Source organism: Streptomyces sp. NPDC093260, assembly GCF_040683715.1.
GTDB classification, from domain to species: Bacteria; Actinomycetota; Actinomycetes; order Streptomycetales; family Streptomycetaceae; genus Streptomyces; species Streptomyces sennicomposti.
The window spans coordinates 41,193-63,611 of the sequence record NZ_JBFBEK010000039.1; the positions used below are offsets into that span (position 1 = coordinate 41,193).

23 protein-coding genes are annotated in these 22,419 nt (G+C 73.1%); 6 read left to right on the top strand and 17 right to left on the bottom strand.

Annotation, left to right across the window (positions count from 1 at the left end; genetic code table 11):
• Positions 1-313: helix-turn-helix transcriptional regulator (locus tag AB0N63_RS33065; protein ID WP_365535031.1), on the bottom strand; the 313-nt coding region annotated here is incomplete at its 3' end.
• 226 nt (positions 314-539) lie between these two features.
• Here AB0N63_RS33065 and AB0N63_RS33070 point away from each other — a divergent pair.
• Together AB0N63_RS33070 and AB0N63_RS33075 are read left to right on the top strand one after the other, a co-directional pair.
• Positions 540-1,313 carry a DUF4232 domain-containing protein gene (locus AB0N63_RS33070; RefSeq protein ID WP_365535033.1) on the top strand — a complete coding sequence of 258 codons (774 nt, stop codon included), beginning with the start codon at positions 540-542 and terminating at the stop codon, positions 1,311-1,313.
• Between the two features lie 24 nt (positions 1,314-1,337).
• Entirely contained in the window at positions 1,338-1,532 is a 195-nt protein-coding gene (locus AB0N63_RS33075) for a hypothetical protein (protein ID WP_365535035.1), read from the top strand.
• Between the two features lie 14 nt (positions 1,533-1,546).
• Here AB0N63_RS33075 and hemB read toward each other — a convergent pair whose 3' ends face one another.
• Entirely contained in the window at positions 1,547-2,539 is a 993-nt protein-coding gene (gene hemB / locus AB0N63_RS33080) for a porphobilinogen synthase (RefSeq protein ID WP_365535037.1), read from the bottom strand.
• Between the two features lie 10 nt (positions 2,540-2,549).
• Positions 2,550-3,569 (bottom strand): YafY family protein, encoded by a 1,020-nt coding sequence (locus AB0N63_RS33085; protein ID WP_365535039.1) that lies wholly within the window; start codon positions 3,567-3,569, stop codon positions 2,550-2,552.
• A 55-nt stretch (positions 3,570-3,624) separates the two neighbouring features.
• On the opposite strand from AB0N63_RS33085, the gene AB0N63_RS33090 reads away from it, so the two are divergent.
• Entirely contained in the window at positions 3,625-4,029 is a 405-nt protein-coding gene (locus tag AB0N63_RS33090; protein WP_365535040.1) for a VOC family protein, read from the top strand.
• 198 nt (positions 4,030-4,227) lie between these two features.
• On the opposite strand, the gene AB0N63_RS33095 is transcribed toward AB0N63_RS33090, so the two are convergent.
• The 5 genes from AB0N63_RS33095 to AB0N63_RS33115 all read right to left on the bottom strand — a co-directional run bounded on the left by AB0N63_RS33095 (position 4,228) and on the right by AB0N63_RS33115 (position 10,220).
• A complete protein-coding gene (locus AB0N63_RS33095) occupies positions 4,228-5,934 on the bottom strand; it encodes a uroporphyrinogen-III synthase (RefSeq protein ID WP_365535043.1) in 1,707 nt (568 codons plus the stop codon).
• Positions 5,931-6,926, bottom strand: a complete 996-nt coding sequence (hemC, locus tag AB0N63_RS33100; protein ID WP_365535045.1) for a hydroxymethylbilane synthase — start codon at positions 6,924-6,926, stop codon at positions 5,931-5,933. The genes AB0N63_RS33095 and hemC overlap by 4 nt, the downstream gene beginning before the upstream one ends.
• Positions 6,923-8,701 carry a glutamyl-tRNA reductase gene (locus AB0N63_RS33105; protein ID WP_365535048.1) on the bottom strand — a complete coding sequence of 593 codons (1,779 nt, stop codon included), beginning with the start codon at positions 8,699-8,701 and terminating at the stop codon, positions 6,923-6,925. The genes hemC and AB0N63_RS33105 overlap by 4 nt, the downstream gene beginning before the upstream one ends.
• The gene (locus tag AB0N63_RS33110) at positions 8,698-9,468 is read right to left on the bottom strand and encodes a redox-sensing transcriptional repressor Rex (RefSeq protein ID WP_365535050.1); all 771 of its coding nucleotides are present in this window, start codon (positions 9,466-9,468) and stop codon (positions 8,698-8,700) included. Before AB0N63_RS33110 ends, AB0N63_RS33105 begins: the two co-directional genes overlap by 4 nt.
• A 473-nt stretch (positions 9,469-9,941) precedes the next feature.
• A complete protein-coding gene (locus tag AB0N63_RS33115) occupies positions 9,942-10,220 on the bottom strand; it encodes a glutaredoxin family protein (protein ID WP_365535052.1) in 279 nt (92 codons plus the stop codon).
• Between the two features lie 173 nt (positions 10,221-10,393).
• Here AB0N63_RS33115 and AB0N63_RS33120 point away from each other — a divergent pair, with 173 nt between their 5' ends.
• The 3 genes from AB0N63_RS33120 (at position 10,394) to AB0N63_RS33130 (ending at position 14,125) form a co-directional block, all read left to right on the top strand.
• A complete protein-coding gene (locus tag AB0N63_RS33120; RefSeq protein ID WP_365535054.1) occupies positions 10,394-11,314 on the top strand; it encodes an HAD-IB family hydrolase in 921 nt (306 codons plus the stop codon).
• A 505-nt stretch (positions 11,315-11,819) separates the two neighbouring features.
• Entirely contained in the window at positions 11,820-12,647 is an 828-nt protein-coding gene (locus AB0N63_RS33125) for an ECF subfamily RNA polymerase sigma factor, BldN family (RefSeq protein ID WP_365535056.1), read from the top strand.
• Between the two features lie 233 nt (positions 12,648-12,880).
• Positions 12,881-14,125: a DUF5667 domain-containing protein gene (locus AB0N63_RS33130; RefSeq protein WP_365535058.1), complete on the top strand. Its 1,245-nt coding sequence runs from the start codon at positions 12,881-12,883 to the stop codon at positions 14,123-14,125.
• Positions 14,126-14,225: 100 nt separating this feature from the next.
• Here the strand turns inward: AB0N63_RS33130 and AB0N63_RS33135 are convergent, their stop codons facing one another.
• The 9 genes from AB0N63_RS33135 to AB0N63_RS33175 all read right to left on the bottom strand — a co-directional run bounded on the left by AB0N63_RS33135 (position 14,226) and on the right by AB0N63_RS33175 (position 22,305).
• The gene (locus tag AB0N63_RS33135) at positions 14,226-15,335 is read right to left on the bottom strand and encodes a lysophospholipid acyltransferase family protein (protein ID WP_365535060.1); all 1,110 of its coding nucleotides are present in this window, start codon (positions 15,333-15,335) and stop codon (positions 14,226-14,228) included.
• Positions 15,336-15,349: 14 nt separating this feature from the next.
• Positions 15,350-16,411 carry an NAD-dependent epimerase/dehydratase family protein gene (locus tag AB0N63_RS33140; RefSeq protein ID WP_365535061.1) on the bottom strand — a complete coding sequence of 354 codons (1,062 nt, stop codon included), beginning with the start codon at positions 16,409-16,411 and terminating at the stop codon, positions 15,350-15,352.
• Positions 16,412-16,727: 316 nt separating this feature from the next.
• The gene (locus AB0N63_RS33145; protein ID WP_003948845.1) at positions 16,728-16,826 is read right to left on the bottom strand and encodes an AURKAIP1/COX24 domain-containing protein; all 99 of its coding nucleotides are present in this window, start codon (positions 16,824-16,826) and stop codon (positions 16,728-16,730) included.
• A 186-nt stretch (positions 16,827-17,012) separates the two neighbouring features.
• Positions 17,013-17,225, bottom strand: coding sequence for a helix-turn-helix domain-containing protein (locus AB0N63_RS33150; RefSeq protein WP_019981034.1), 213 nt, complete (start codon positions 17,223-17,225; stop codon positions 17,013-17,015).
• Between the two features lie 129 nt (positions 17,226-17,354).
• Complete coding sequence (locus AB0N63_RS33155) at positions 17,355-18,197, bottom strand: phosphatase (protein ID WP_365535063.1); 843 nt, start codon at positions 18,195-18,197, stop codon at positions 17,355-17,357.
• Between the two features lie 172 nt (positions 18,198-18,369).
• On the bottom strand, positions 18,370-19,542 hold the full coding sequence (locus tag AB0N63_RS33160; RefSeq protein ID WP_365535065.1) for an acetoin utilization protein AcuC: 1,173 nt from the start codon (positions 19,540-19,542) through the stop codon (positions 18,370-18,372).
• The gene (locus AB0N63_RS33165; RefSeq protein WP_365535067.1) at positions 19,493-20,716 is read right to left on the bottom strand and encodes an MFS transporter; all 1,224 of its coding nucleotides are present in this window, start codon (positions 20,714-20,716) and stop codon (positions 19,493-19,495) included. Before AB0N63_RS33165 ends, AB0N63_RS33160 begins: the two co-directional genes overlap by 50 nt.
• A gap of 65 nt (positions 20,717-20,781) precedes the next feature.
• Positions 20,782-21,555, bottom strand: a complete 774-nt coding sequence (locus tag AB0N63_RS33170) for a VC0807 family protein (RefSeq protein ID WP_365535069.1) — start codon at positions 21,553-21,555, stop codon at positions 20,782-20,784.
• Positions 21,556-21,660: 105 nt separating this feature from the next.
• Positions 21,661-22,305, bottom strand: coding sequence for an HAD family hydrolase (locus tag AB0N63_RS33175; RefSeq protein ID WP_365535070.1), 645 nt, complete (start codon positions 22,303-22,305; stop codon positions 21,661-21,663).
• Positions 22,306-22,419: the final 114 nt, after the last annotated feature.

The following is a 22,419-nucleotide window of genomic DNA, read 5'->3' on the forward strand; positions in this document are numbered from 1 at the left end:
CCGGGGTGGCTTCCCGCGCCGGTTCCGGTTGCCGCTCCCGCACCTCGGCGGCGGCCGGCCCGCCCGTCTTCACGCCGCGCAGCGCGTCCGCGCGGAGCCAGCGGCGGTGGAGTTCGAGCAGTTCCTCGGGGGTCGCCCGGCAGACGCGGGCCAGGCGTTCGACGGGGGCGTAGTCCGTGGGGACGACGTCGCCGCTGACGTACCGGTGCACGGTCGACGCGCTCATGTGCAGGCGCTTGCCGAGCGCCCCGTAACTGAGCCCCGACCGCTGCTTCAGCTCCCCCAGCAGCTCGGCGAACTCGCCTCCCGCCACCGTTCCCTCCCTGTTCTCGCGTCCCACGGCGGCGTCCCAGCAGGATGCCGTTCTCGCAGGTCACACCCTGTTTCAGCATTCCCGCGTACCGAGTGACCCGGTGTCGCTGGCCCCTGGGACGCATCGTCCCACAAGCTGTGGATCAGCCGAACACGGCGCTCCCGGCCACCGGCCGGACGGCAGCCCTCAGGCATTACCGATCCACCACCGACTCCCAGGGGGAACCATGTCCGCACGCACGCTCCGCACCCGCCTGTTCGCGGCCTCCGCGCTCTCGCTCGCCGCCCTCTCGCTCACGGCCTGCGGGGGCGGGACCGACACGGACGGGGCCGGCACGCCCTCTCCGGTGGCCGCCGCGCAGAGCGACACGTCCGGCTCCGCGCAGACCTCGGGTTCGACCGGCTCGGGCGGCACGACGGGTACGGCCGCCTCGACCAGGACCGCGGGCTCGACCGGCGGCGCCGAGGGCGGCACCACCGGTACCGGAACCGGAGCCGGAGGCTCCGCCGGCACAGGCGCCGGCACGGGAGGCACCGGCACCACCACCGGCAAGGGCAAGACCTCCCCCGGCGGTGCACACAGCACCGGCAACGACTCCGCGGCCTTCACCAAGTGCGGCGCCGCGCAGATCCGGATCACCGCGGTCACCGTGCCCCGCCCCATCAACCACCTGCTGCTGACGGCCACCAACAAGGGGTCCAAGCGCTGCCTGCTGTCGCCCTACCCGGCGGCCCGGTTCGGCGAGGCGCAGTCGGTGCCGCCGGTGGACGAGGAGACCAAGCCGCAGGCGCTGGTGAGCCTGGCGCCGGGCGAGTCGGGGTACGCGGGCGTGCGCCTGTCGGGCGACGGCGACCACGGGCACACGGTGACCACCCTGACGGTGCCCTTCGAGGACGGCTCGATCGCCACGGTGAAGCTGCCCGGCAAGAGCGCCTACGTCGACGACAGCCTGACGGTGACGTACTGGCAGAGCACGATGGAATACGTCGTGGACTTCTGAGCAGCGCCGCCACCGGGGTTCACCATGCCCACGCACTCCACCACCCGCGCACTCCCCCGTGCCGGCATCCGTACCGGCGTACGCGCCCGCGTACGCCTGCTCGCCGCGGCGGTCCTGGTACTGTCCGTCGCGGCCGCCCTGACCGGCTGCGACGACGGCGAGGGCGTACGCGACGAGGGTCCGTCCACGACGTCGTCCCAGACCCTGGGGCTGCCGTGAAGGCCGCCGTGCGCTCAGCGCAGCTTCTGCGCGGCCTCCACGGCCCAGTAGGTCAGGATGTTGCGGGCGCCGGCGCGCTTGATGCCGGTCAGGGTCTCCAGGATGGCCCGGTCCCGGTCCACCCAGCCCTTCTCCGCGGCTGCCTCGATCATCGAGTACTCGCCGGAGATCTGGTAGGCGACGACCGGCACGTCCACGGCGTCGGCGACGCGGGCGAGGATGTCGAGATAGGGGCCGGCCGGCTTGACCATCACCAGGTCTGCGCCCTCCTCCAGGTCCAGCTCCAGCTCGCGCAGCGACTCGCGGAGGTTGGCCGGGTCCTGCTGGTAGGTCTTGCGGTCGCCCTGGAGCGAGGAGCCGACGGCCTCCCGGAAGGGGCCGTAGAAGGCGGAGGAGTACTTGGCGGTGTACGCCAGGATCGCCACGTCCTCGCGGCCGATCTGGTCCAGCGCGTCGCGGACGACGCCGATCTGACCGTCCATCATCCCGCTGGGGGCGACGATGTGGGCGCCGGCGTCCGCCTGGACCTGGCCCATCTCGGCGTACCGCTCCAGCGTGGCGTCGTTGTCGACGCGGCCCTCGGAGTCGAGGACGCCGCAGTGGCCGTGGTCGGTGAACTCGTCCAGGCACAGGTCGGACATGACGAGCAGGTCGTCGCCGACCTCGGCGCGCACGTCGCGCAGCGCGACCTGGAGGATGCCGTCCGGGTCGGTCCCGGCGGTGCCGAGGGCGTCCTTCTTGGCCTCCTCGGGCACGCCGAAGAGCATGATCCCGGAGACCCCGGCGGCCACGGCCTCCGCGGCGGCCTTCTTCAGGCTGTCGCGGGTGTGCTGGACGACGCCGGGCATCGCCGAGATGGGCACCGGCTCGCTCGCTCCCTCCCGCACGAACGCGGGGAGGATGAAGTCCGCCGGGTGCAGCCGGGTCTCGGCGACCATACGGCGCATGGCGGGTGTGGTGCGCAGCCGACGAGGACGCGTGCCGGGGAAGGATCCGTACTTCGTCATGCCTTCTACGCTACGCCCGGCCGTCCGGTGCCTTTGCCGACGCCGAGTCGGACGGCTCGTCCTCGTCCAGGGCCGCCAGGAGTTCACGTGCACGCTGGCGCAGGGCCTGCCGTACGGAGCCGGGCGCGACGACGCGCAGGGGGGTGGCGAGGCTGAGCAGGTAGCGGGCGAGACCGTCCGGGTCGGGGCCGCCGACGTCGACGACGGTGGCGTCGGGGCCGTCGGGGCGGTGGGCGCCGACGGTGGCGGGGATCAGCCGCAGCGCCTGGTCGAGGCCGACGGGCAGGCGGACGGTGGCGTACACCGGGTACGGGCCGGTGGCGATGTTGCGGGAGACGAGGAGCGCCGGGTCGGGCGGGTCGGTCAGGTCCGCCGGCTGCCCGGTGGACTGGATGCGTTCCACCCGGTCGGCGCGGAAGGTGCGCCACTGCCCGCGGGCGACGTCCCGGGCGACGAAGTACCAGCGGCGTCCGGTGTGCACGAGGCGGTACGGGTCGATCTCCCGGAGGGTGGCCCGGCCCTGGCCGTCGCGGTAGGACAGGCGGGCGCGTTCACCGGCCCGGCAGGCGGCGGCCAGCTCCAGCAGCAGCCCGGCGGTGATCTGCGGTTCGTCGGGGCGGGGCGTGCGCACGAAGGCGGCGTCGGCCCCGGCCAGCCGGTCGGCGATGCGGCCCGGCAGCACCTGGCGCAGCTTCAGCAGGGCCGACAGGGCGGCCTGGTCGCCGCCGACAGCGCCGCTGAGGGCGGCCTCGCGCAGCCCGACGGCCACGGCGAGCGCCTCCTCGTCGTCCAGGATCAGCGGCGGGACGCGGGTGCCGGCGCGCAGCCGGTAGCCGCCCCAGGGGCCGGGCTCGGAGTCGACGACGTAGCCGAGTTCCCGCAGCCGGGCCACGTCGCGCCGCACGGTCCGCTCGGTGACGGCGGTCCACTCGGCCAGTTCGGCGCAGGTCCAGGAGGGGCGGGTGGCGAGGACGGCGAGGAGCCGCAGCAGCCGTGCGGAGGCGGCGATCACGTCGCGGAAGTCTTCCACAACGCCGTCACGACCAGGACCGGACCTGTCCTGGTCGTCTCCTAGCCTGCACCTCATGAGCACACAGAACCCGCAGAGCCCCAGCAGCCCCGAGTCCCCCGCCTTCCGCTACGCGGCGGTCACCTTCGACTGCCCCGACCCGGCGGGACTGGCCCGCTTCTACGCCGAGGTCCTGGACCTGCCCGTGGCCTTCGAGAGCGACGACTTCGTCTTCCTGGCCCGCGAGGGCGTCCCGGGCCTCGGCTTCAGCCGCGTCGCCGACTACCGCCCGCCCACCTGGCCGGACCCGGCGGTGGAGAAGCGCGCCCACCTGGAGGTGGGCGTGAACGACCTGGACACGGCCGAGTCCCACCTGATCACCCTGGGCGCCACCAAGCCCGCCCACCAGCCCTCCCCCGACCGCTGGCGCGTCCTCCTGGACCCGTCGGGCCAGCCGTTCTGCATCACGACGCTGGCCTGAGACCGTGACCGGCCCCAGGGTCACCCGGGGCCGGATCCATCGCGGCCGCCCGGTGTGTCCTTCCCACGACCTCCGCAGTCGCCGCCTCCGTCGGGTCAGCGTCCCGTGCCTGCCGCGCGGCTCCGCGATCGCGGCGCACGACGCGCAGTGGCGGCGCGCACCACGGCACGCTCCGCCACTGCCTCGTGCTCACGGCCCTCAGGTCGTCGACCGCCGCCTCCGCGCCCCCGGCCTGCGCTCGCTCGGCCGGGTGACCGGGTCGCCGGCCTCCAGGGCGGCGGCCCGGCGGCGCAGACCGAAGTCGGCCAGGGCCTCGGCGAGCTTGTGGACCGACGGCTCGGGGGCCATCACGTCCACCCGCAGGCCGTGCTCCTCCGCCGTCTTGGCGGTGGCCGGGCCGATGCAGGCGATCACCGTCACGTTGTGCGGCTTGCCCGCGATGCCGACCAGGTTGCGGACCGTGGAGGACGAGGTGAAGAGCACGGCGTCGAAGCCGCCGCCCTTGATCGCCTCGCGGGTCTCCGCCGGGGGCGGCGAGGCGCGCACGGTGCGGTAGGCCGTGACGTCGTCCACCTCCCAGCCCAACTCGATCAGCCCGGCGACCAGGGTCTCCGTGGCGATGTCGGCGCGCGGCAGGAAGACGCGGTCGATCGGGTCGAAGACCGGGTCGTAGGGCGGCCAGTCCTCCAGCAGACCGGCGGCCGACTGCTCGCCGCTCGGCACCAGGTCCGGCTTCACGCCGAAGGCGATCAGCGCCTTGGCGGTCTGCTCGCCCACCGCCGCGACCTTGATGCCCGCGAAGGCGCGGGCGTCCAGGCCGTACTCCTCGAACTTCTCGCGGACCGCCTTGACGGCGTTGACGCTGGTGAACGCGATCCACTCGTAGCGGCCGGTGACCAGGCCCTTGACCGCCCGCTCCATCTGCTGGGGCGTGCGCGGCGGCTCCACGGCGATGGTCGGCACCTCGTGCGGCACCGCGCCGTAGGACCGCAGCTGGTCGGAGAGGGAGGCGGCCTGCTCCTTGGTGCGCGGCACGAGGACCTTCCAGCCGAACAGCGGCTTGGACTCGAACCACGACAGCTGGTCGCGCTGCGCGGCCGCGCTGCGCTCGCCGACGACGGCTATCACCGGCCGGCCGCCGTCCGGGGACGGCAGCACCTTGGCCTGCTTCAGCGTCTGGGCGACCGTCCCGAGGGTGGCGGTCCAGGTGCGCTGGCGGGTGGTGGTGCCGGCGACGGTGACCGTCATCGGGGTGTCCGGCTTGCGGCCGGCCGAGACCAGTTCACCGGCGGCTGCGGCCACCGCGTCCAGCGTCGTGGAGACCACGACGGTGCCGTCGGAGGCGCCGACCTCGGTCCAGCAACGGCCTGACGCGGTGCGGGCGTCGACGAACCGTACGTCGGTGCCCTCGGGGTCGCGCAGCGGCACACCGGCGTACGCGGGCACGCCGACGGCGCTGGCGATGCCGGGCACCACCTCGAAGGGGACGCCGGCGGCGGCGCACGCGAGCATCTCGGCGGCGGCGTCCGTGTCGAGCCCGGGGTCGCCGGTCACCGCACGGACGACCCGCCTGCCGCCGCGCGCGGCCTCCATGACAAGATGTGCGGCATCCCGTACCGCGGGAACCCCAACGGTTGCTGACGTGCCGTCAACGACCGTCAGCTGGGGTGTGCCCGTGCCCGGAACAGGGTTCTGCGCCGGGTCCGGGTCCGTGTGCACGACGGTGACGCCCGCTCGGGCGTGCGTGCGTACGACGTCGAGCACCTCGTGCTCGGCGACGAGGACGTCCGCGTTCGCCAGCGCCTCCACGGCGCGCAGTGTCAGCAGTCCCGGATCTCCGGGTCCGGCACCCAGGAAGGTGACGTGCCCGTGTTCCGGACCGGCGGGAAGGGTGGTGGGGCTCAAAGTGCTCGCTCCCCCATCAGACCGGCCGCGCCCCGGGCGAGCATCTCGGTGGCGAGTTCGCGACCGAGCGCCATCGCATCGTCGTGCGTCCGGGGTACGGGACCGGTGGTGGACAACTGCACCAGCGTGGAGCCGTCGGTCGTGCCGACGACGCCGCGCAGGCGCATTTCCTTGACAATCTGCCGGTCGGCCTGGGGATTCCCGCGCTCCAGCGGTGCCGAGAGCGGGGGAAGGTCGGCCAGCGCGCCCACGGGAGCGCTGCAACCGGCCTCCAGGGCGGCGAGCAGGGACCGCTCGGCCGTCACGGCGGCCCGCGTGTGCGGGTCGTCGAGTTCGGCGAGCGCCGCGACGAGGTCCGCGCGGTCCGCGGCGCACTCGATCGCCAGGGCCCCCTGGCCGGGGGCGGGCAAAACGGTGTCGACCGACAGGAAGTCGGTCACTTCGTCGCCGCGGCCGATCCGGTTGAGACCGGCGGCGGCCAGGACGACGGCGTCGAGTTCGCCGCTGTGCACGAACCCGATGCGGGTGTCGACGTTGCCCCGGATCGGGACGGTCTCGATGTCCAGGCCGTGGGCGCGGGCGTACGCGTTCAGCTGCGCCATGCGGCGCGGCGAGCCGGTGCCGACGCGCGCCCCGCGGGGCAGGTCGGCGAACTTGAGCGCGTCCCGGGCGACCAGTACGTCACGCGGGTCCTCGCGCTCGGGTATGGCGGCCAGGACCAGTTCCGCGGGCTGCGCCGTGGGGAGGTCCTTGAGCGAGTGAACCGCGAAGTCCACCTCGCCCCGCGCCAGCGCCTCGCGCAGCGCCGCGACGAACACGCCGGTGCCGCCGATCTGTGCCAGGTGTTCGCGGGAGGTGTCGCCGTAGGTGGTGATCTCGACGAGCTCGACGGGCCGTCCGGTCACCTGGCTCACGGCGTCGGCCACCTGCCCGGACTGGGCCATGGCGAGCTTGCTCCGCCTGGTCCCCAGCCTCAGTGCCTTCTCACTCATGCTGGCCCTCGGTTCTTGCCGTTCTGGTCGAAGTCGTCGGTGTGGTCGGCGCCGGCGGCGCCGTTCCCGAGCCGGGAGACGGAGGCCACCGTCTCCGGGTCCAGGTCGAACAGGGTGCGCAGCGCGTCCGCGTACCCGGCGCCGCCGGGTTCGGCCGCGAGCTGCTTGACCCGGACGGTCGGCGCGTGCAGCAGCTTGTCCACCACCCGGCGCACGGTCTGGGTGATCTCCGCGCGGTGCTTGTCGTCGAGGCCGGGCAGCCGCCCTTCCAGGCGGGCGATCTCGCTGGTGACGACGTCGGCGGCCATGGTGCGCAGGGCGACCACGGTGGGCGTGATGTGCGCCGCCCGCTGCGCCGCGCCGAAGGCGGCGACCTCGTCGGCGACGATCCGGCGGACCTGGTCCACGTCGGAGGCCATCGGCGCGTCAGCGGACGCCCCGGCCAGCGACTCGATGTCCACCAGGCGCGCCCCGGCCAGCCGGTGCACGGCCGCGTCCACGTCCCGCGGCATCGCCAGGTCCAGCACGAACAGCACCGGCTCGGGGCGCGGCGCGACGGGCGCCGGCTCCGGCCTCCGACGCTCGGGGATGCGGCCGACGGTGGCGGCGGTCGCGGCGAGCGCGGTGATCAGTTCCGCGTCGGCCTCGACCCCGCGCCCGGCGGCGTCCCGGCGGTCGGCGGTGCCGTTGTCGACCCAGGTGCCGTGCTGTTCCAGCGTGGCGGCGTCGATGCCGGCGACCGCGGACTCCCCGAGCAGCGAGAAGCCGGGCTCCACGGTGGCCAGGTCGAGCGGGCAGCCCTCCTCGCCGGCGGTGGGCGGCAGCGGCGTCTCGCGTACGTCGCCGCGCGCGGCCTTCGCCTGCGGGCCGGCCTGGGGGCGGCCGTCCTCGGACCCCTCCGCGTCGGGCTCGGTCACGGCGGCGGGCGCGCCGGTGCGGCCCTCCAGGGCGGCGGCGATCGTCTCGGCGGTCAGCACGAGTCCGGTCGCGCCGGTGCAGGAGACGGCGATGTCTGCACGTGTCAGCTCGGCCGGCACCGCGTCCATCGGTACCGCGCGGGCCAGCACGTGCGTGTCGTCGCCCTCGGTGAGGATCTGGGCCAGCCGCTCGGCGCGCTCGGCGGTGCGGTTGGCGATGACGATCTCGCCGACCCCGGTGCGCGCCAGCGTGGCCGCGGCCAGCGACGACATGGAGCCGGCCCCGATGACCAGGGCCTTCTTGCCGTGTGCCCATTCCTGCACGTCGGCGCCCTGGGACAGCTGCTCCAGGCCGAAGGTGACCAGGGACTGCCCGGCGCGGTCGATGCCGGTCTCGGAGTGGGCGCGCTTGCCGACCCTGAGGCCCTGCTGGAACAGGTCGTTCAGCAGCCGGCCGGCGGTGTGCAGTTCCTGGGCGCGGGCCAGGGAGTCCTTTATCTGGCCGAGGATCTGCCCCTCGCCGACCACCATCGAGTCCAGGCCGCAGGCCACCGAGAACAGGTGGTGGACGGCACGGTCCTCGTAGTGCACGTAGAGATAGGGGGTCAGTTCCTCCAGGCCGACGCCGCTGTGCTGGGCGAGCAGCGTGGACAGCTCGGCGACACCGGCGTGGAACTTGTCCACGTCGGCGTACAGCTCGATGCGGTTGCAGGTGGCCAGGACGGCGGCCTCGGTGGCGGGCTCCGCGGCCACGGTGTCCTGGAGCAGCTTGATCCGGTCGTCCTCGTTCAGCGAGGCGCGTTCCAGGACGCTGACCGGGGCGCTGCGGTGGCTCAGTCCGACGACGAGGAGGCTCATGCCGGCATCACGGCGGGGGCGGCCCCGTCGGGTCCCTGGTCGGTGGACGCCTTGCGCGCGGCGGCGGGGCCGGCGGCGGGCAGCGCGCCGTCGGCGGCGGCCTCCTCACCGGCCTTGCGCTGCTCGTGGAAGGCGAGGATCTGCAACTCGATGGAGAGGTCGACCTTGCGCACGTCGACGCCCTCGGGGACGTTCAGCACGGTCGGCGCGAAGTTCAGGATGGAGGTCACCCCGGCGGCGACGAGCCGGTCGCAGACCTGCTGGGCGGCGCCCGCGGGGGTCGCGATCACACCGATCGACACACCGTTGTCCTGGATGATCCGCTCCAGGTCGTCGGTGTGCTGCACGGGGATGCCGGCGACGGGCTTGCCCGCCATCGCCGGGTCGGCGTCGATCAGGGCGGCGACGCGGAAGCCGCGGGAGGCGAACCCGCCGTAGTTGGCGAGGGCGGCGCCGAGGTTTCCGATACCGACGATCACAACCGGCCAGTCCTGGGTCAGGCCCAGCTCGCGGGAGATCTGGTAGACGAGATACTCGACGTCGTAGCCCACGCCCCGGGTCCCGTAGGAGCCGAGGTAGGAGAAGTCCTTGCGCAGTTTGGCGGAGTTGACTCCCGCCGCGGCGGCCAGCTCCTCGGAGGAGACCGTGGGCACCGAGCGCTCCGACAGTGCGGTCAGGGCTCGGAGGTACAGCGGAAGGCGGGCGACGGTGGCCTCGGGAATCCCTCGGCTACGGGTCGCCGGTCGGTGAGTTCGGCCAGTTGCCACGGTGCTCCTGCGGGTAGAGCGGGGCTTGTGGCGGTCATACGTCCCCAGACCGCCCCGTCGAAAGCAGGCTATGTCTTTGTGAACGCGTGCACAAAGATGGTGTCCGATTTGCCCGGCCAACGTGACCGGGGTCACGCGCCCCCGGCGCTCCGGCGCGGAACCGGCGCAGTCGCGACCGCGTTCCTTCTTTGTTGGGGGCAAAATCGCACACTCTCCTCTACGATCCCCGCCCCCGAGACCAAGTCGCCGTCGATCCTAAGCGAATTTCGGTCAGTTTGTACTCACCGGTCAGTCTTGATCAGCGGCCACCGGCACAGCCGTGAGCCGCCCCACGGCCACCGCTCCGCCGCCCGGCTGTCGCCCGGGCGTCGTCCGGCCGTCGTCCGGCTGCCGCAAGGCCGTCGCCGCACAGCCGCTCGGCCGTGTCACCGTGCGGGTGAACCCCGGTGGCCGCCCGGTCCGCCCGGCCGCCGTCAGCCGGTGAGCGCCTTGCGCAGCCGGTCCTCGTTCACCCGCCAGAAGGTGTGCTGCTCGCCGTCGATCAGCACGACGGGGATCTGCTCCCAGTACCGGTCGTACAGCTCCCGGTCCTCGCTGATGTCCTTCTGCTCCCAGCGCGCCCCGACCTCGGCGCACACCTTCTCGACGACGGTCTGCGCGTCGTCGCACAGATGGCAGCCGGGCTTGCGGACGAGGGTGACGAGCCGGTCCGCGGGTACGGCCGGCTCACGACGACGAAACAACGGACTCATGCCCGCCATTCTCCCCCGCCCCGCCGGACCCCCGCGGCCGCACGGCGCCGCGCCCCCCGCACGCCCCCGGGCCCGCCTCCCCGCGCCCCCGCCGGGCGACTCGTCGCCCGGAGTTCACGGGCTCCGCACCTCGCGGCTCCGGAAGCGCCGAACGAACTGGCTATGCTCACGCCATGGCCGCTCTCGGATGGCTCACCCCCCGTAGGCGCTCCGCCACGGCGCGGAGCGTGTTGGCAGGCGAGGCCTCGGCGGAGGCCGCGCGCAAGTCCTCGCAGGAGACCGCGCCTCCACCCCGCCAGGAGGCCGAGTTCCCGGTGCACGGCGACGTCGGCGCCGCCGCCTTCTTCGACCTCGACAACACCGTCATGCAGGGCGCCGCCCTGTTCCACTTCGGCCGGGGCCTGTACAAGCGGAAGTTCTTCGAGACCCGCGACCTGGCGCGGTTCGCCTGGCAGCAGGCCTGGTTCCGGCTGGCCGGTGTCGAGGACCCCGAGCACATGCAGGACGTCCGCGACTCGGCGCTGTCCATCGTCAAGGGCCACCGCGTCTCCGAGCTGAAGTCGATCGGCGAGGAGATCTACGACGAGTACATGGCCGAGCGGATCTGGCCGGGCACCCGGGCACTGGCCCAGGCCCACCTCGACGCCGGGCAGAAGGTGTGGCTCGTCACCGCGGCGCCCGTCGAGATCGCGCAGGTCATCGCCCGCCGCCTCGGTCTGACCGGCGCGCTCGGCACGGTCGCCGAGTCCGTCGCCGGCGTCTACACCGGCCGCCTCGTCGGCGAACCGCTGCACGGCCCCGCCAAGGCGGAGGCGGTGCGCGCCCTGGCCGCCGCCGAGGGCCTGGACCTCTCCCGGTGCGCCGCCTACAGCGACTCGCACAACGACATCCCCATGCTGTCGCTGGTCGGCCACCCCTACGCCATCAACCCCGACGCCAAGCTGCGCCGGCACGCCCGCGAGATGGACTGGCGGCTGCGCGACTACCGCACCGGCCGCAAGGCGGCGAAGGTCGGCATCCCGGCGGCGGCCGGCGTCGGCGCGGTCGCCGGCGGCACCGCGGCGGCCATCGCCCTGCACCGCCGCCGCCGCTGACCACCCGTCTCCGCGAGCCGTCCGCCACCGCCGCCGATCGACCACCGTCGCCGACCACCCGTCACCGCGGCTGACCGTCCGCCGCCCTGGACCACCCGCCGCCGCCCCTGGCCGCTCGCCGCCTCCGGCGCCGCCCTGACACGGCGCCCCATGACCGTTCGTGCGCCGCTCCGGTCACCGCCGTGTCGTCGCACCGGATTCCGGTCGAACGGGCGAACGCACCCAGCCGCCGCCCTGGCCATACCCGTTGGCGGTACACCGCCACAACCCGTCCGCGACTTATACCGAAGCCGAACCGAACCGATCAGCAAACGGTCACTCTCCGGCACCTGATCGGGCGTCAACCGGTTACGGAAGCGACGTAATCGATGATTTGAGCAACTCGGTGTAGCAGCCCCTGCACGAAGCGTTATTCTCCTCAGACGCAAACCGATATCTCTCCGTCGCTACGACGGGTGAACGGTTCCGCACTGCACGTGATGGAAGCTCTGCCTCTGGGAGTCCCGTGTACCCACACGTCGGGGTTGACGCCTCGGGCCTGGCTACGCTCCGCGCTACGGTCCTGGAGCTGCTGCGCGGTCTTGTCCCCACCGCGTCCGCCGGTCCCGCCTTCGCCACCGCCGCGCCCGTAGGGCCGTGCTACGCGCTGGCCGACGGGCTGGAGCAGGGGCCCGCGCGCAGCGCCGTCGTCGAGGGGCGGCGGACCGCCGACGGCCGGGCGGGCGGCCGGCGCGGGCGCACGGCCGCGGCGGGCGCCACCGTCCGGCGGCCGGCCGCCGACAGCGACAGCGCCCGGATGATGGAGCTGGTCGAACGCGCCCAGGCCGGCGAGGCCGAGGCCTTCGGCCGCCTCTACGACCAGTACAGCGACACGGTGTACCGGTACGTCTACTACCGCGTCGGCGGCAAGGCGACCGCCGAGGACCTGACCAGCGAGACCTTTCTGCGGGCGCTGCGCCGCATCGGCACCTTCACCTGGCAGGGCCGCGACTTCGGCGCCTGGCTGGTCACCATCGCCCGCAACCTCGTCGCCGACCACTTCAAGTCCAGCCGGTTCCGCCTGGAGGTCACCACCGGCGAGATGCTCGACGCCAACGAGGTCGAGCGCTCCCCGGAGGACTCCGTCCTGGAGTCCCTGTCCAACGCCGCCCTCCTGGACGCCGTGCGCCGGCTCAACCCGCAGCAGCAGGAGTGCGTCACGCTGCGCTTCCTGCAAGGTCTCTCGGTCGCCGAGACCGCCCGGGTGATGGGCAAGAACGAGGGTGCGATCAAGACCCTCCAGTACCGTGCCGTGCGCACCCTGGCCCGGCTCCTGCCGGAGGACGCCCGCTGACCGTCCCGGCCGACCGGCCGTCAACTCGCCCTTTCCAGGGGTACGTTGACTTCTCGATCCGATCCCCGGACATCCGTAACCGAAGTGCCGAGCCGCTCGTTGTGCGGGATAGAGGCTCCCTGCGGTCACGCCTTGGCCCACGCTGATCACTCGTCCGGGTGACGGCGGTCGCGAGCGTGCAACCCTCAGGACCCCTGGGGAGTCGACCGTCATGACGAGAGGAGGTGCCGCCAGTGATCGCGAACGTATCGGCGCACCGGCGGGCGAACGCCTTCGCCCAGGCCGTGGAGGAGTCGTCCGACCGGGGCGCGGCGGCCGAGCGGTCGGAAGGACCAGCTCCGGAGCCGGCAGCGGCGGACCCGACCGAACAGGACCGACTGCTGGCCGTCGCCAGCGGTCTCGGCGCGCTGCCCCGGCCCGAGCTGGACCCCGAGGTCAAGGTCGCCCAGCGGGCCCGACTGGTGGCCGCGATGGAGGCCATGCTCCAGGAGGGCACCGCCGCGGGCGAGGCGAGGGAGCTTTCCGCACTGCCCGGGCAGCGTTCGCATCGGGCTCACGGCGCCCACCGGGCGAGCGGCCTGGGGAAACTGCGGCCGCGCAGCCGGCTGGCGAAGGGCCTGGCCGCGGGCGGGCTCAGCGTGGGGGTGGCCGCGGGCGCGTTCGGCGGTGTGGCCGCCGCCAGCTCCGACGCCCTCCCCGGTGATTCGCTGTACGGCCTCAAGCGCGGCATCGAGGACTTCAGACTCACCTACCTGACCGACGGCGCCGACGAGCAGGGCCAGGCCTACCTGGACCTGGCCGGCACCCGGCTCGGCGAGGCCCGTCGGCTGATGGAGCGCGACCGCGCCGGACACCTCGACCACGAGGACCTCGCCGAGATCCGCCGCACCCTGTCCGGGATGAAGCACGACGCGACCGAGGGCCACCGCCTGCTGCACGAGGCGTACGAGCGAGACCCCGACTCCCTCGGCCCGATCCGCGCCCTCTCCGCCTTCTCCCGCTCCCACCGCGAGGCCTGGGGCGCCCTGCGGGAGCGGCTTCCCGTGCAGCTCGGCGACGTGGGCGACGAGGTGTCGTCGGTGTTCGACGCCATAGACGAAGAGGTCGCCCCGCTCCAGTCACTGCTGCCCGAACCCCCGGCCGGCGGCGACGGGGAGCGGCAGGGCGCCGGGCCGAGCGCCTCCGCGCACACCACCCACCCCGGGCGTACGGCCCCGCCCAGCGCCGGCGGCGGTTCGCCGTCCAGCGGCCACGAGTCCGGCAGCGGCACCCCGAGCGCCTCGGCCGGCTCCGGCAGCGAGAACGGCGACGGCCTGATCGGCGGCGCGGCCGGCGGCCTGCTCGACCCGCCCAAGCCCAGCGGCAGCACCTCGCCGACCGCCGGAAAGACGCCCGGCGCCGGCCCGGACGTCACGATCCCGCCCCTCCTCCCGGGCCTGCTGCCCGGCCTCGGCATCGAGGACGAGGACGCGAGGTAGCGACAGAGCGGTACGGCGCTGGGGGCGCCCTCGGTGGACGAGGGCGCCCCCAGCGCCGTACGCGTGCCCGGTCGGAAGCTGACCGGTAGGAGAAGCCCGGTCAGAAGAAGACCGACCTCCGCTGTACCAGCAGCTTGTACAGCGTGTGCTGGATCTGCTCGCGTACCTGGTCGGTCAGGTTGAACATCAGCATCGGGTCCTCCGCCGCCTCCGGCGGATAGCCGTCCGTCGGGATCGGCTCGCCGAACTGGATCGTCCACTTCGTCGGCAGCGGAACCAGGCCCAGCGGCCCGAGCCACGGGAAGGTCGGCGTCAGCGGGAAGTACGGGAACCCGAGCAGCCGCGCCAGGGTCTTGGCGTTGCCGATCATCGGGTAGATCTCCTCCGCGCCGACGATCGAGCACGGCACGATCGGCACGCCCTGGCGCAGCGCGGTGGAGACGAAACCGCCCCTGCCGAAACGTTGCAGCTTGTAGCGCTCGCCGAACGGCTTGCCGATGCCCTTGAAGCCCTCCGGCATCACCCCGACCAGCTCGCCCTGCCCCAGCAGCCGTTCGGCGTCCTCCGTGCAGGCGAGGGTGTGGCCGAGCTTGCGAGCCAGTTCGTTGACCACCGGCAGCACGAACACCAGGTCCGCCGCGAGGAGGCGCAGATGACGCCCCGCCGGATGGTGGTCGTGGACGGCGACCTGCATCATCAGGCCGTCCAGCGGCAACGTCCCCGAGTGGTTGGCGACGATCAGCGCGCCGCCCTCCTTCGGGATGTTCTCGACGCCCTTCACCTCCACCCGGAAGTACTTCTCGTACACCGGGCGGAGCAGGGACATCAGGACATGGTCGGTCAGTTCGGCGTCGTAGCCGAAGTCGTCGACGTCGTACTCGCCGGTGACGCGGCGGCGCAGGAACGACAGGCCGCTCGCGAGGCGCCGTTCGAGACCGGCCGCCAGGCCCGCGGCGGTGCCGTCGGGCTCACGCGGTGTCTCCGGCTGCCCCTGCGGCCGGTCCTCGGGGCTCTCGCCACCGGTCACCGGTCCCTCCTCCCGCGCGGCGGTCAGGGCCTGGAGCGGCTGCACCTCGCCGGCCGCGGCGGTCTCGCCGCCGGGACCGGCGGCGGGGCGGCGGGCGGCCGTGCCGCGGCGGCGGGAGGGCCGCTGGCCCGCGCCGGAGCGGGACCGGTCGTCGTCGAACGGAATGACCTTGGCGTCCGCCATCGTTGCCGCTCTCCTCAGTTGGCGCTGTGCGTCGGAAGGGGGCCGCCGGCCCGCTGGGACACGGCGGCGATCCGGTCGACGGCCCCTGCCAGGGCCTCCGGCGGCAGCAGTCCCGGGCCACGGCTGCGGGCGAAGTCCGCGAAGGTCTCCGCTGTGGTGTACCGGGGCTCGAAGCCGAGCGTTCCGCGCATCTCGTCCGTGGCCACGACCCGGCCGTGGGTGAGCAGCCGGATCTGCTCGGGTGAGAAGTCCGTCATCCCCAGCGTACGCACCAGCGAGCCCGCCCAGGTGACCGCCGGCAGCAGCAGCGGCACGGTGGGGCGGCCGAGGCGCCGGGCGCACTGGGACAGCAACAGCACCCCGTCCCCGGCGATGTTGAACGTGCCGCTGTTGAGCGTGCCGCGCCGGGCCTCGTGCGAGGCGATCCGCAGCACCTCGATCACGTCGTCCTCGTGGGCGAACTGGAGCCGCGGGTCGTAGCCGAAGACGGTCGGCAGGACCGGCAGCGCGAAGTAGGAGGCGAGCGGGGTGTCCGCGGTGGGGCCGAGGATGTTGGCGAACCTCAGCACGCACACCGCCACGTCCGGCCGCCGCCGCGCGAAGCCCCGCACATAGCCCTCGACCTCGACGGCGTCCTTGGCGAAGCCGCCGCTGGGGAGGGACTTGGCGGGGGTGGTCTCGGTGAACACCGCCGGGTCGCGGGGCGCGGAGCCGTAGACGTTGGTGGAGGACTTCACCACCAGCCGGCGCACGCTGGGCGACTTCTGGCAGGCGCCCAGCAGCTGCATGGTGCCGATGACGTTGGTCTCCTTGACCGTGGCCCGGCTGCCGCCGCCCAGCGCGGTGCCCGTCACGTCCATGTGGACGACCGTGTCGGCGCCCGTCTCGGCGAGCACCCGCGCGATGGTGGGCTGGCGGATGTCGGCCTGGACGAAGTCCGCGCCGCCGAGATGGTGCTCGGGCGGGACCACGTCCACGGCGACGACCCGGCCCACCTGCGGATCACGCTGGACCCGCCGGACGAACCGGCCGGCCAGTCGGCGGGCCGCTCCGGTCACGAGCACGACCTGTCCCACGATCAGCGCCTTCCTTCCAGCGACTGGTTCCGGCAGCCGGTACCGGTGCCCGGGCTCCGGCGCCGCTTGCCGGTACGGGGACCGCGGCACGGTCCCCGGCTCCTGGCGCGGCACCCGGATGTCGGCGTTCCGTCACTGTCGCGTTCCCCGACTGCCGCCAACCTACCGGTTCCATGTTGCGCTGTGATGGCCGCCGACTGCGGGAGGTGACGGTCATGGCACGCCCGGAAAAAGGCGCAGCCCCCCACCGGATGCGGTGAGGGGCTGCGGACACGCTCTCGCGATGTCGCGCACTATGACGTGGCGACCGGCGTCGCTACTTCTTGTTGCGACGCTGGACGCGGGTGCGCTTCAGCAGCTTGCGGTGCTTCTTCTTGGCCATCCGCTTGCGCCGCTTCTTGATAACAGAGCCCACGACTACCCTCGCTCACTTCTCATCACTCGGTGTTTGGGCGCCATGGGCCCACACGACCTACGAGGGGCTAGCCTACCCGCCCGAGTGCTGAGGCCGTTAATCGAGGCGCCCGGAGGGACCCGGCACCGCGCTGTCCAGGGCATACGGCCCGGTGCGGGCCCCCGCCGGCCGTCGTCGTGGCGATCGTCAGGCGGTTTCCACCCCCACATAGCTCTCGCGAAGGTAATCGTGAACCGCTTGCTCCGGGACGCGGAAGGACCGCCCCACCCGGATCGCGGGCAGATGACCGCTGTGCACCAGGCGGTACACGGTCATCTTCGACACTCGCATCACCGAGGCGACTTCCGCCACGGTGAGGAACTGGACCTCGTTGAGAGGCCTCTCGCCAGCTGCAGCCATGACACACCTGCACCTTCCGCACTCGACGGCCACCGGCTTCCCCTTCCGGTGACTCTTCGTCGCTGCGTGCTCACTCCCCAATGTAGGGGCGGGTGATGCGAGTGGGGAAGAGGTGCACCCATCGGCGGCCTACTGTGACAGACACGCTCGATTGAGTACGTAGCGGATGAGCGGGCGGTAGTAGGCGGACCGTACGGCGTCGTCGAGCGGGACGACGACGGACACGCGCCCCTCCGCCTGCCCCACGAACAGCGCGGGGTCGTCCGTGTCGGCCGGCCCCATGGCCTCGAACCCCAGCTGACCTGCTCCGCAGACCCAGCCGTGGTCCCCGATCACCAGCTCCGGAAGCGGCCCGCCGGCATCGGCCGCCGCGTCGAGGGCGAGCCGCACCGGCAGCGGGGAGTGCGTGTGTGCGCCCGGCTCACAACCGGTGCGTTCGGGACCCGCGGGCCGTACCAGACCGACGCCCCGTACGTACTCGAGGCGGTGCGTGCGTAGACCGAACCGGGTCAATATGTCGACAGAGCGACCCTGCGCCGGGGTGAGGACGTCACATCCCGCCGCCGACAGGGCGGCCGCCAACTCGGCGTAGAAACCCAGCAGTCGATGCGGGTGACCGGTGCCCAGGAGGACGGGCGCGGCCCTCCGGGCGATCTCCCGGAGCCGGTCGGCGAAGGCGTCCAGCGCCGCCAGGGTCAGGTCCGGGTCAATCACATCATGGCCGAAGATGTGCTCCGGGTCGGCCGAAACGCCGCACTTCTCAGCCATCAGTTCGATCAGGTCCGGCTGACGCCAGTCCCGTCCGGGGTCGATCCCGAGCAGCGCGCGGGGGTCCCGGGCCGCGAACAGCCGGTAGCTGCGCAGGCTCGCCTCCCGGGTGGTGGCCACGGGCCCGGCCAGCCGGGCGGCGAGGAGGTGGTCGCGCAGACGGTCGCGCGTGGGGCCGGGCGGGGCGGCGGTGGTGGTCGGCACGGGTGCGATGCTGACGCACGGCCCGCCCGGCCGGGGCGGGAACGGGCGAACACCGCACGGTCGGCGTAAGGGACAGGACAGCGGGCCGTCCCGGTCCTCCTCGCGGCCGGCCCGCCCCGCGCTCCACGGACCAGCGCGCTCCGCCCCTCGCGGACCGCGCGCCCCGCGGCCGCTACGGCAGCAGCCCCCGCAGCGGGAACGCGGCCTTGCGGGTCGCCAGGATCGCCTGGTCCAGGCGGTCGGCCGGGTCGTATCCCGCCTCCCACTCGGCGAACGCCACCGGCCAGCGGCCGTCCGTCATCCGCATCGGCCCCAACTGCCGGGTCCGCGCGTACACTTCCTGCCGCCAGCTCTCCGGGATCACCGTCTCCGGCTCCACCGGCCGGCCCGCCGCGATCCCCACCAGATGAGTCCAGGACCGCGGGACGACCTCCACCACCGCGTAGCCGCCCCCGCCGAGCGCCACCCACCGGCCCCCGGCGTGCTCGTGCGCCAGCTCGTGGCAGGCGACCTGCACCGCCCGCTGCGCGTCCAGCGACACCGCCAGATGCGCCAGCGGGTCCTCGAAGTGCGTGTCGGCGCCGTGCTGCGACACCAGCACCTGCGGCCGGAAGTCCGCGAGCAGCTCCGGCACCACCGCGTGGAACGCCCGCAGCCAGCCCGCGTCGCCGGTCCCGGCGGGCAGCGCGATGTTCACCGCGGAGCCCTCCGCCGACTCGGCGCCGGTCTCCCCCGGCCAGCCGGTCTGCGGGAACAGCGTCCTGGGGTGCTCGTGCAGCGAGATCGTCAGCACCCGCGGGTCCTCCCAGAACGCCGCCTGCACGCCGTCCCCGTGGTGCACGTCGACGTCGACGTACGCGACCCGCTCGGCGCCCAGCTCCAGGAGCCGGGCGATGGCCAGCGCGGCGTCGTTGTAGACGCAGAACCCGGACGCGGAGCCCGGCATCGCGTGGTGCAGCCCGCCGGTGAAGTTCACCGCGTGCAGCGCGTCCCCGCGCCACACCGCCTCCGCCGCACCCACCGACTGGCCCGCGATCAGCGCGGAGACCTCGTGCATCCCGGCGAAGGCGGGATCGTCCACCGTCCCGAGCCCGTACGCCCCGTCCGCCGACCCGGGATCGGCCGAGGCGGCCTTGACCGCCTCGATGTAGTCCTCGCGGTGCACCAGCCGCAGCGTGGACTCGCCGGCGGGCCGGGCCGCGACCAGCGGCACCTCACGGTCGAGCCCGAGGGCGCCGACCAGTCTCCGGGTCAGGGCGAGCCGGACCGGGTCCATCGGATGGTCCGGGCCGAAGTCATACCCCGTTACCGCTTCGTCCCACATCAGCTGTGCGCGGCCGCTCATACCCGCCACCGTATCGGTCCCCGCTCGGCGCGAACGACCTGGCGTACCCCGACGTCACCAGCACCAGCACCATCGGCACCAGCATCGCCCCGCGATAGCTCCAGGCGTCGCCGAGCGCTCCGACGAGCGGCGAGCCGACCAGGAAGCCGACGTAGTTGAAGATGTTCAGCCGCGCGATCGCCGCGTCGGAGGAACCGGGGAACAACCGGCCCGCCGCCGCGAAGGTCTGCGGCACCAGCACGCACAGCCCGAGCCCCAGCAGGGTGAAGCCGAGCATGCCCACCCACGGACCCGGCGCCCCGGCCACCACGGCGAACCCGAGCGCCGCCACCAGCGAGCCCAGCCGCACGACCGTCGCCGCCCCGAACCGCCGCACCCCCACGTCCCCGATGGCCCGCCCCACCAGCGTGGTGACCATGTAGACGTTGTACGGCACCGTCGCCAGCTGCTCGGAGCTGCCCAGTGTGTCCTGGAGGTACTTTGCGCTCCAGTTGGAGACGGTCGAGTCGCCGATGTAGGCGAACGTCATCACCAGACAGAGCGGCAGCAGCGCCCTGAAGACCACGGAACCGGCCCCGGCCGCGCCCGCACTCGCCTGCGCCGCCCTCTCCGGGCCGTCCGCGTCGACGTACCACCGGCTGCCGGCCAGCACCGCCGGCAGCAGTACCGCCACCACCGGCAGGTACGACACCCACAGCGCCAGGTGCCAGTGCGCCCCCACCCAGGCGAGCGAAGCCCCGACGATCCCGCCGAGGCTGTAGGCGGCGTGGAAGCTGAGCATGATGCTGCGGCCGTAGGAGCGCTGGAGGCTCACGCCGAGCATGTTCATCGACGCGTCCAGCGCGCCCACCGCCAGTCCGAACACGCCGAGCGCGACGGCGAGGGCGGCGATCCCGTCCCCGGCGCCCACCGCGAGCAGGGCCAGCATGGCCAGCGGCTGCGACCAGCGCAGCACCCGGCTGGGACGGACGCGCCGCACCAACTGCTCGGTCGTGACGCTGCCGACGCCGGCGAGGATCGGCACGGCGGCCAGGAAGACCGGCAGCACGCTGTCGGACATGCCGTAGCGGTCCTGGACGGCGGGGATCCGCGTCACGAGCAGCGCGAAGGCGGCGCCCTGGGCGAAGAAGGAGAACGCCAGAGAGGCCCTACCGCGCCGCAGCACTTCTGTCATGGCGGCGAGCGTAGGGCCCCGGGCTACCTGTGGGTAGATCCGTAGAAGATGAATCTGTTTCAGCTTCAGGCGGCGACGGCGGGAGCGGTCTGCGGCACATGCCCGGCGGGGACCGTGCCGGAGTCGGCCTCGGTGGGGCCGGCCGTCTCGGCCCTCTCGGCCTCGGCGGCCAGTATGTGCTGCATCGGTCCGGCGGCCAGCCCGCCGCTGACCAGGAACGCGACCGCCATGGTCGCCACCATGACGACCGTGCCGAGCCAGACCATCGTGTCCACCGGGACGGTGTACGCGCCCACGATCCGCGCCACGCACTCGGCCAGCAGCGCCAGCCCCCAGACCAGGGAGAACGCGCGCTCCTTGCGGCGGAACACCGCGGACCACGTCGAGTCACCGCACATCAGCCGCTGCCAGGCGGCCTCCTTGACGGCGTCGCCCTTCACCAGGAAGGGCTTCATCCCCGCGGTCATCATCGGGCTGCCGAGCGCCACGGAGACCAGGATGCCGATCGCGACGGTGCTGCTGACGGCGCTGTCCTTGGCGAGCATCAGCCGCGGGTCGCCGGTGACGGAGCTCAGCAGCAGGGAGACGACGTTGACGACCAGGATCAGACCGGCCAGGGCGTTCGTCCGCCGCTCCTTGACCAGGCTCCACACGGTCCGCGCCGCGGGCACCGCGCTGCTCCAGGCGAGGGCGGCGAGGGTGCTCATACCGAGGCCGTCCCGGAAGACGTAGTACGAGCCGAGCGGCACCGCCACGTCGAGGAGGAGCGGCTTGAAGTTGTCGAGCACGCTCGGCTGCCGCTGGTCGGCCCGGCCCTGGTTCCCCGTGTTCTTCGTCATGCCCTCAGCTTCGCCGCCGGGCGGGGTCCGCCGGTAGGAACGATCGTCCGGAGGCCGGCATGACAAATGTCAGTGCCCCGCGGGTGGCCCGGGTCATGTCCCGGCTCATCCCAGCAGGTCGGCCAACTGTCCCATGTCGGAGAAGAGTTGACCGGCGCCGGCGAGCCGCTCGGCGGGCGTCATGGCGGTGAACCCGTACACCTCCATGCCGGCCGCGAGGGCGGCCTGCACACCGAGCGGGGAGTCCTCGATGACGAGGCACCTGTCGGGCGCGACGCCCATCCGCGCGGCCGCGTACAGGAACAGGTCGGGGGCCGGCTTGCCCCGGCCGACGTCCTGGGAGCTGAAGATCCGCTCGTCCTCGAACCACCGGTCGAGCCCGGTCGTACGGTGGCCGACGCGGATGCGCTCGTGGCTCCCGGACGAGGCGACGCAGTACGGCACGCCGTCGGCCGTCAGCTTCTCCAGGACCTCGGCGACGCCGGGCACGGGCTTCAGCTCGCGCTCGAACGCGGCGAAGACACGGGCGTGGAACACGTCGTCGAAGTCCTCGGGGAGCCGCCGGCCTGTGCGCTCCAGGACCAGGTCGTGGACCCGGTGCATCGCCGACCCCATGTAGTCGCGGAGCGAGTCCTCGTACGACGTGGGGTGCCCCAGCTCGGTGAGGTAGGCGGCCAGCAGCCGGTTGGAGATCGGCTCGCTGTCCACGAGGACACCGTCGTTGTCGAAGAGGATGAGGTCGTGACGCATACCAGGAATCCTAAGTGGACCCTGAAACGCGGAAAACCCCGCACCATACGGTGCGGGGTTTCCCCAAAAATTGTTCGGCGGTGTCCTACTCTCCCACAGGGTCCCCCCTGCAGT

What these genes read in the sequence shown, in the direction of transcription:
- AB0N63_RS33070 (WP_365535033.1), top strand. Translation starts at nt 540, where the DNA reads ATGTCCGCACGCACGCTCCGCACCCGCCTGTTCGCGGCCTCCGCGCTC.
- AB0N63_RS33075 (WP_365535035.1), top strand. Translation starts at nt 1,338, where the DNA reads ATGCCCACGCACTCCACCACCCGCGCACTCCCCCGTGCCGGCATCCGT.
- hemB (WP_365535037.1), bottom strand. Translation starts at nt 2,539, where the DNA reads ATGACGAAGTACGGATCCTTCCCCGGCACGCGTCCTCGTCGGCTGCGC.
- AB0N63_RS33090 (WP_365535040.1), top strand. Translation starts at nt 3,625, where the DNA reads ATGAGCACACAGAACCCGCAGAGCCCCAGCAGCCCCGAGTCCCCCGCC.
- hemC (WP_365535045.1), bottom strand. Translation starts at nt 6,926, where the DNA reads ATGAGTGAGAAGGCACTGAGGCTGGGGACCAGGCGGAGCAAGCTCGCC.
- AB0N63_RS33105 (WP_365535048.1), bottom strand. Translation starts at nt 8,701, where the DNA reads ATGAGCCTCCTCGTCGTCGGACTGAGCCACCGCAGCGCCCCGGTCAGC.
- AB0N63_RS33115 (WP_365535052.1), bottom strand. Translation starts at nt 10,220, where the DNA reads ATGAGTCCGTTGTTTCGTCGTCGTGAGCCGGCCGTACCCGCGGACCGG.
- AB0N63_RS33120 (WP_365535054.1), top strand. Translation starts at nt 10,394, where the DNA reads ATGGCCGCTCTCGGATGGCTCACCCCCCGTAGGCGCTCCGCCACGGCG.
- AB0N63_RS33135 (WP_365535060.1), bottom strand. Translation starts at nt 15,335, where the DNA reads ATGGCGGACGCCAAGGTCATTCCGTTCGACGACGACCGGTCCCGCTCC.
- AB0N63_RS33150 (WP_019981034.1), bottom strand. Translation starts at nt 17,225, where the DNA reads ATGGCTGCAGCTGGCGAGAGGCCTCTCAACGAGGTCCAGTTCCTCACC.
- AB0N63_RS33160 (WP_365535065.1), bottom strand. Translation starts at nt 19,542, where the DNA reads ATGAGCGGCCGCGCACAGCTGATGTGGGACGAAGCGGTAACGGGGTAT.
- AB0N63_RS33165 (WP_365535067.1), bottom strand. Translation starts at nt 20,716, where the DNA reads ATGACAGAAGTGCTGCGGCGCGGTAGGGCCTCTCTGGCGTTCTCCTTC.
- AB0N63_RS33170 (WP_365535069.1), bottom strand. Translation starts at nt 21,555, where the DNA reads ATGACGAAGAACACGGGGAACCAGGGCCGGGCCGACCAGCGGCAGCCG.
- AB0N63_RS33175 (WP_365535070.1), bottom strand. Translation starts at nt 22,305, where the DNA reads ATGCGTCACGACCTCATCCTCTTCGACAACGACGGTGTCCTCGTGGAC.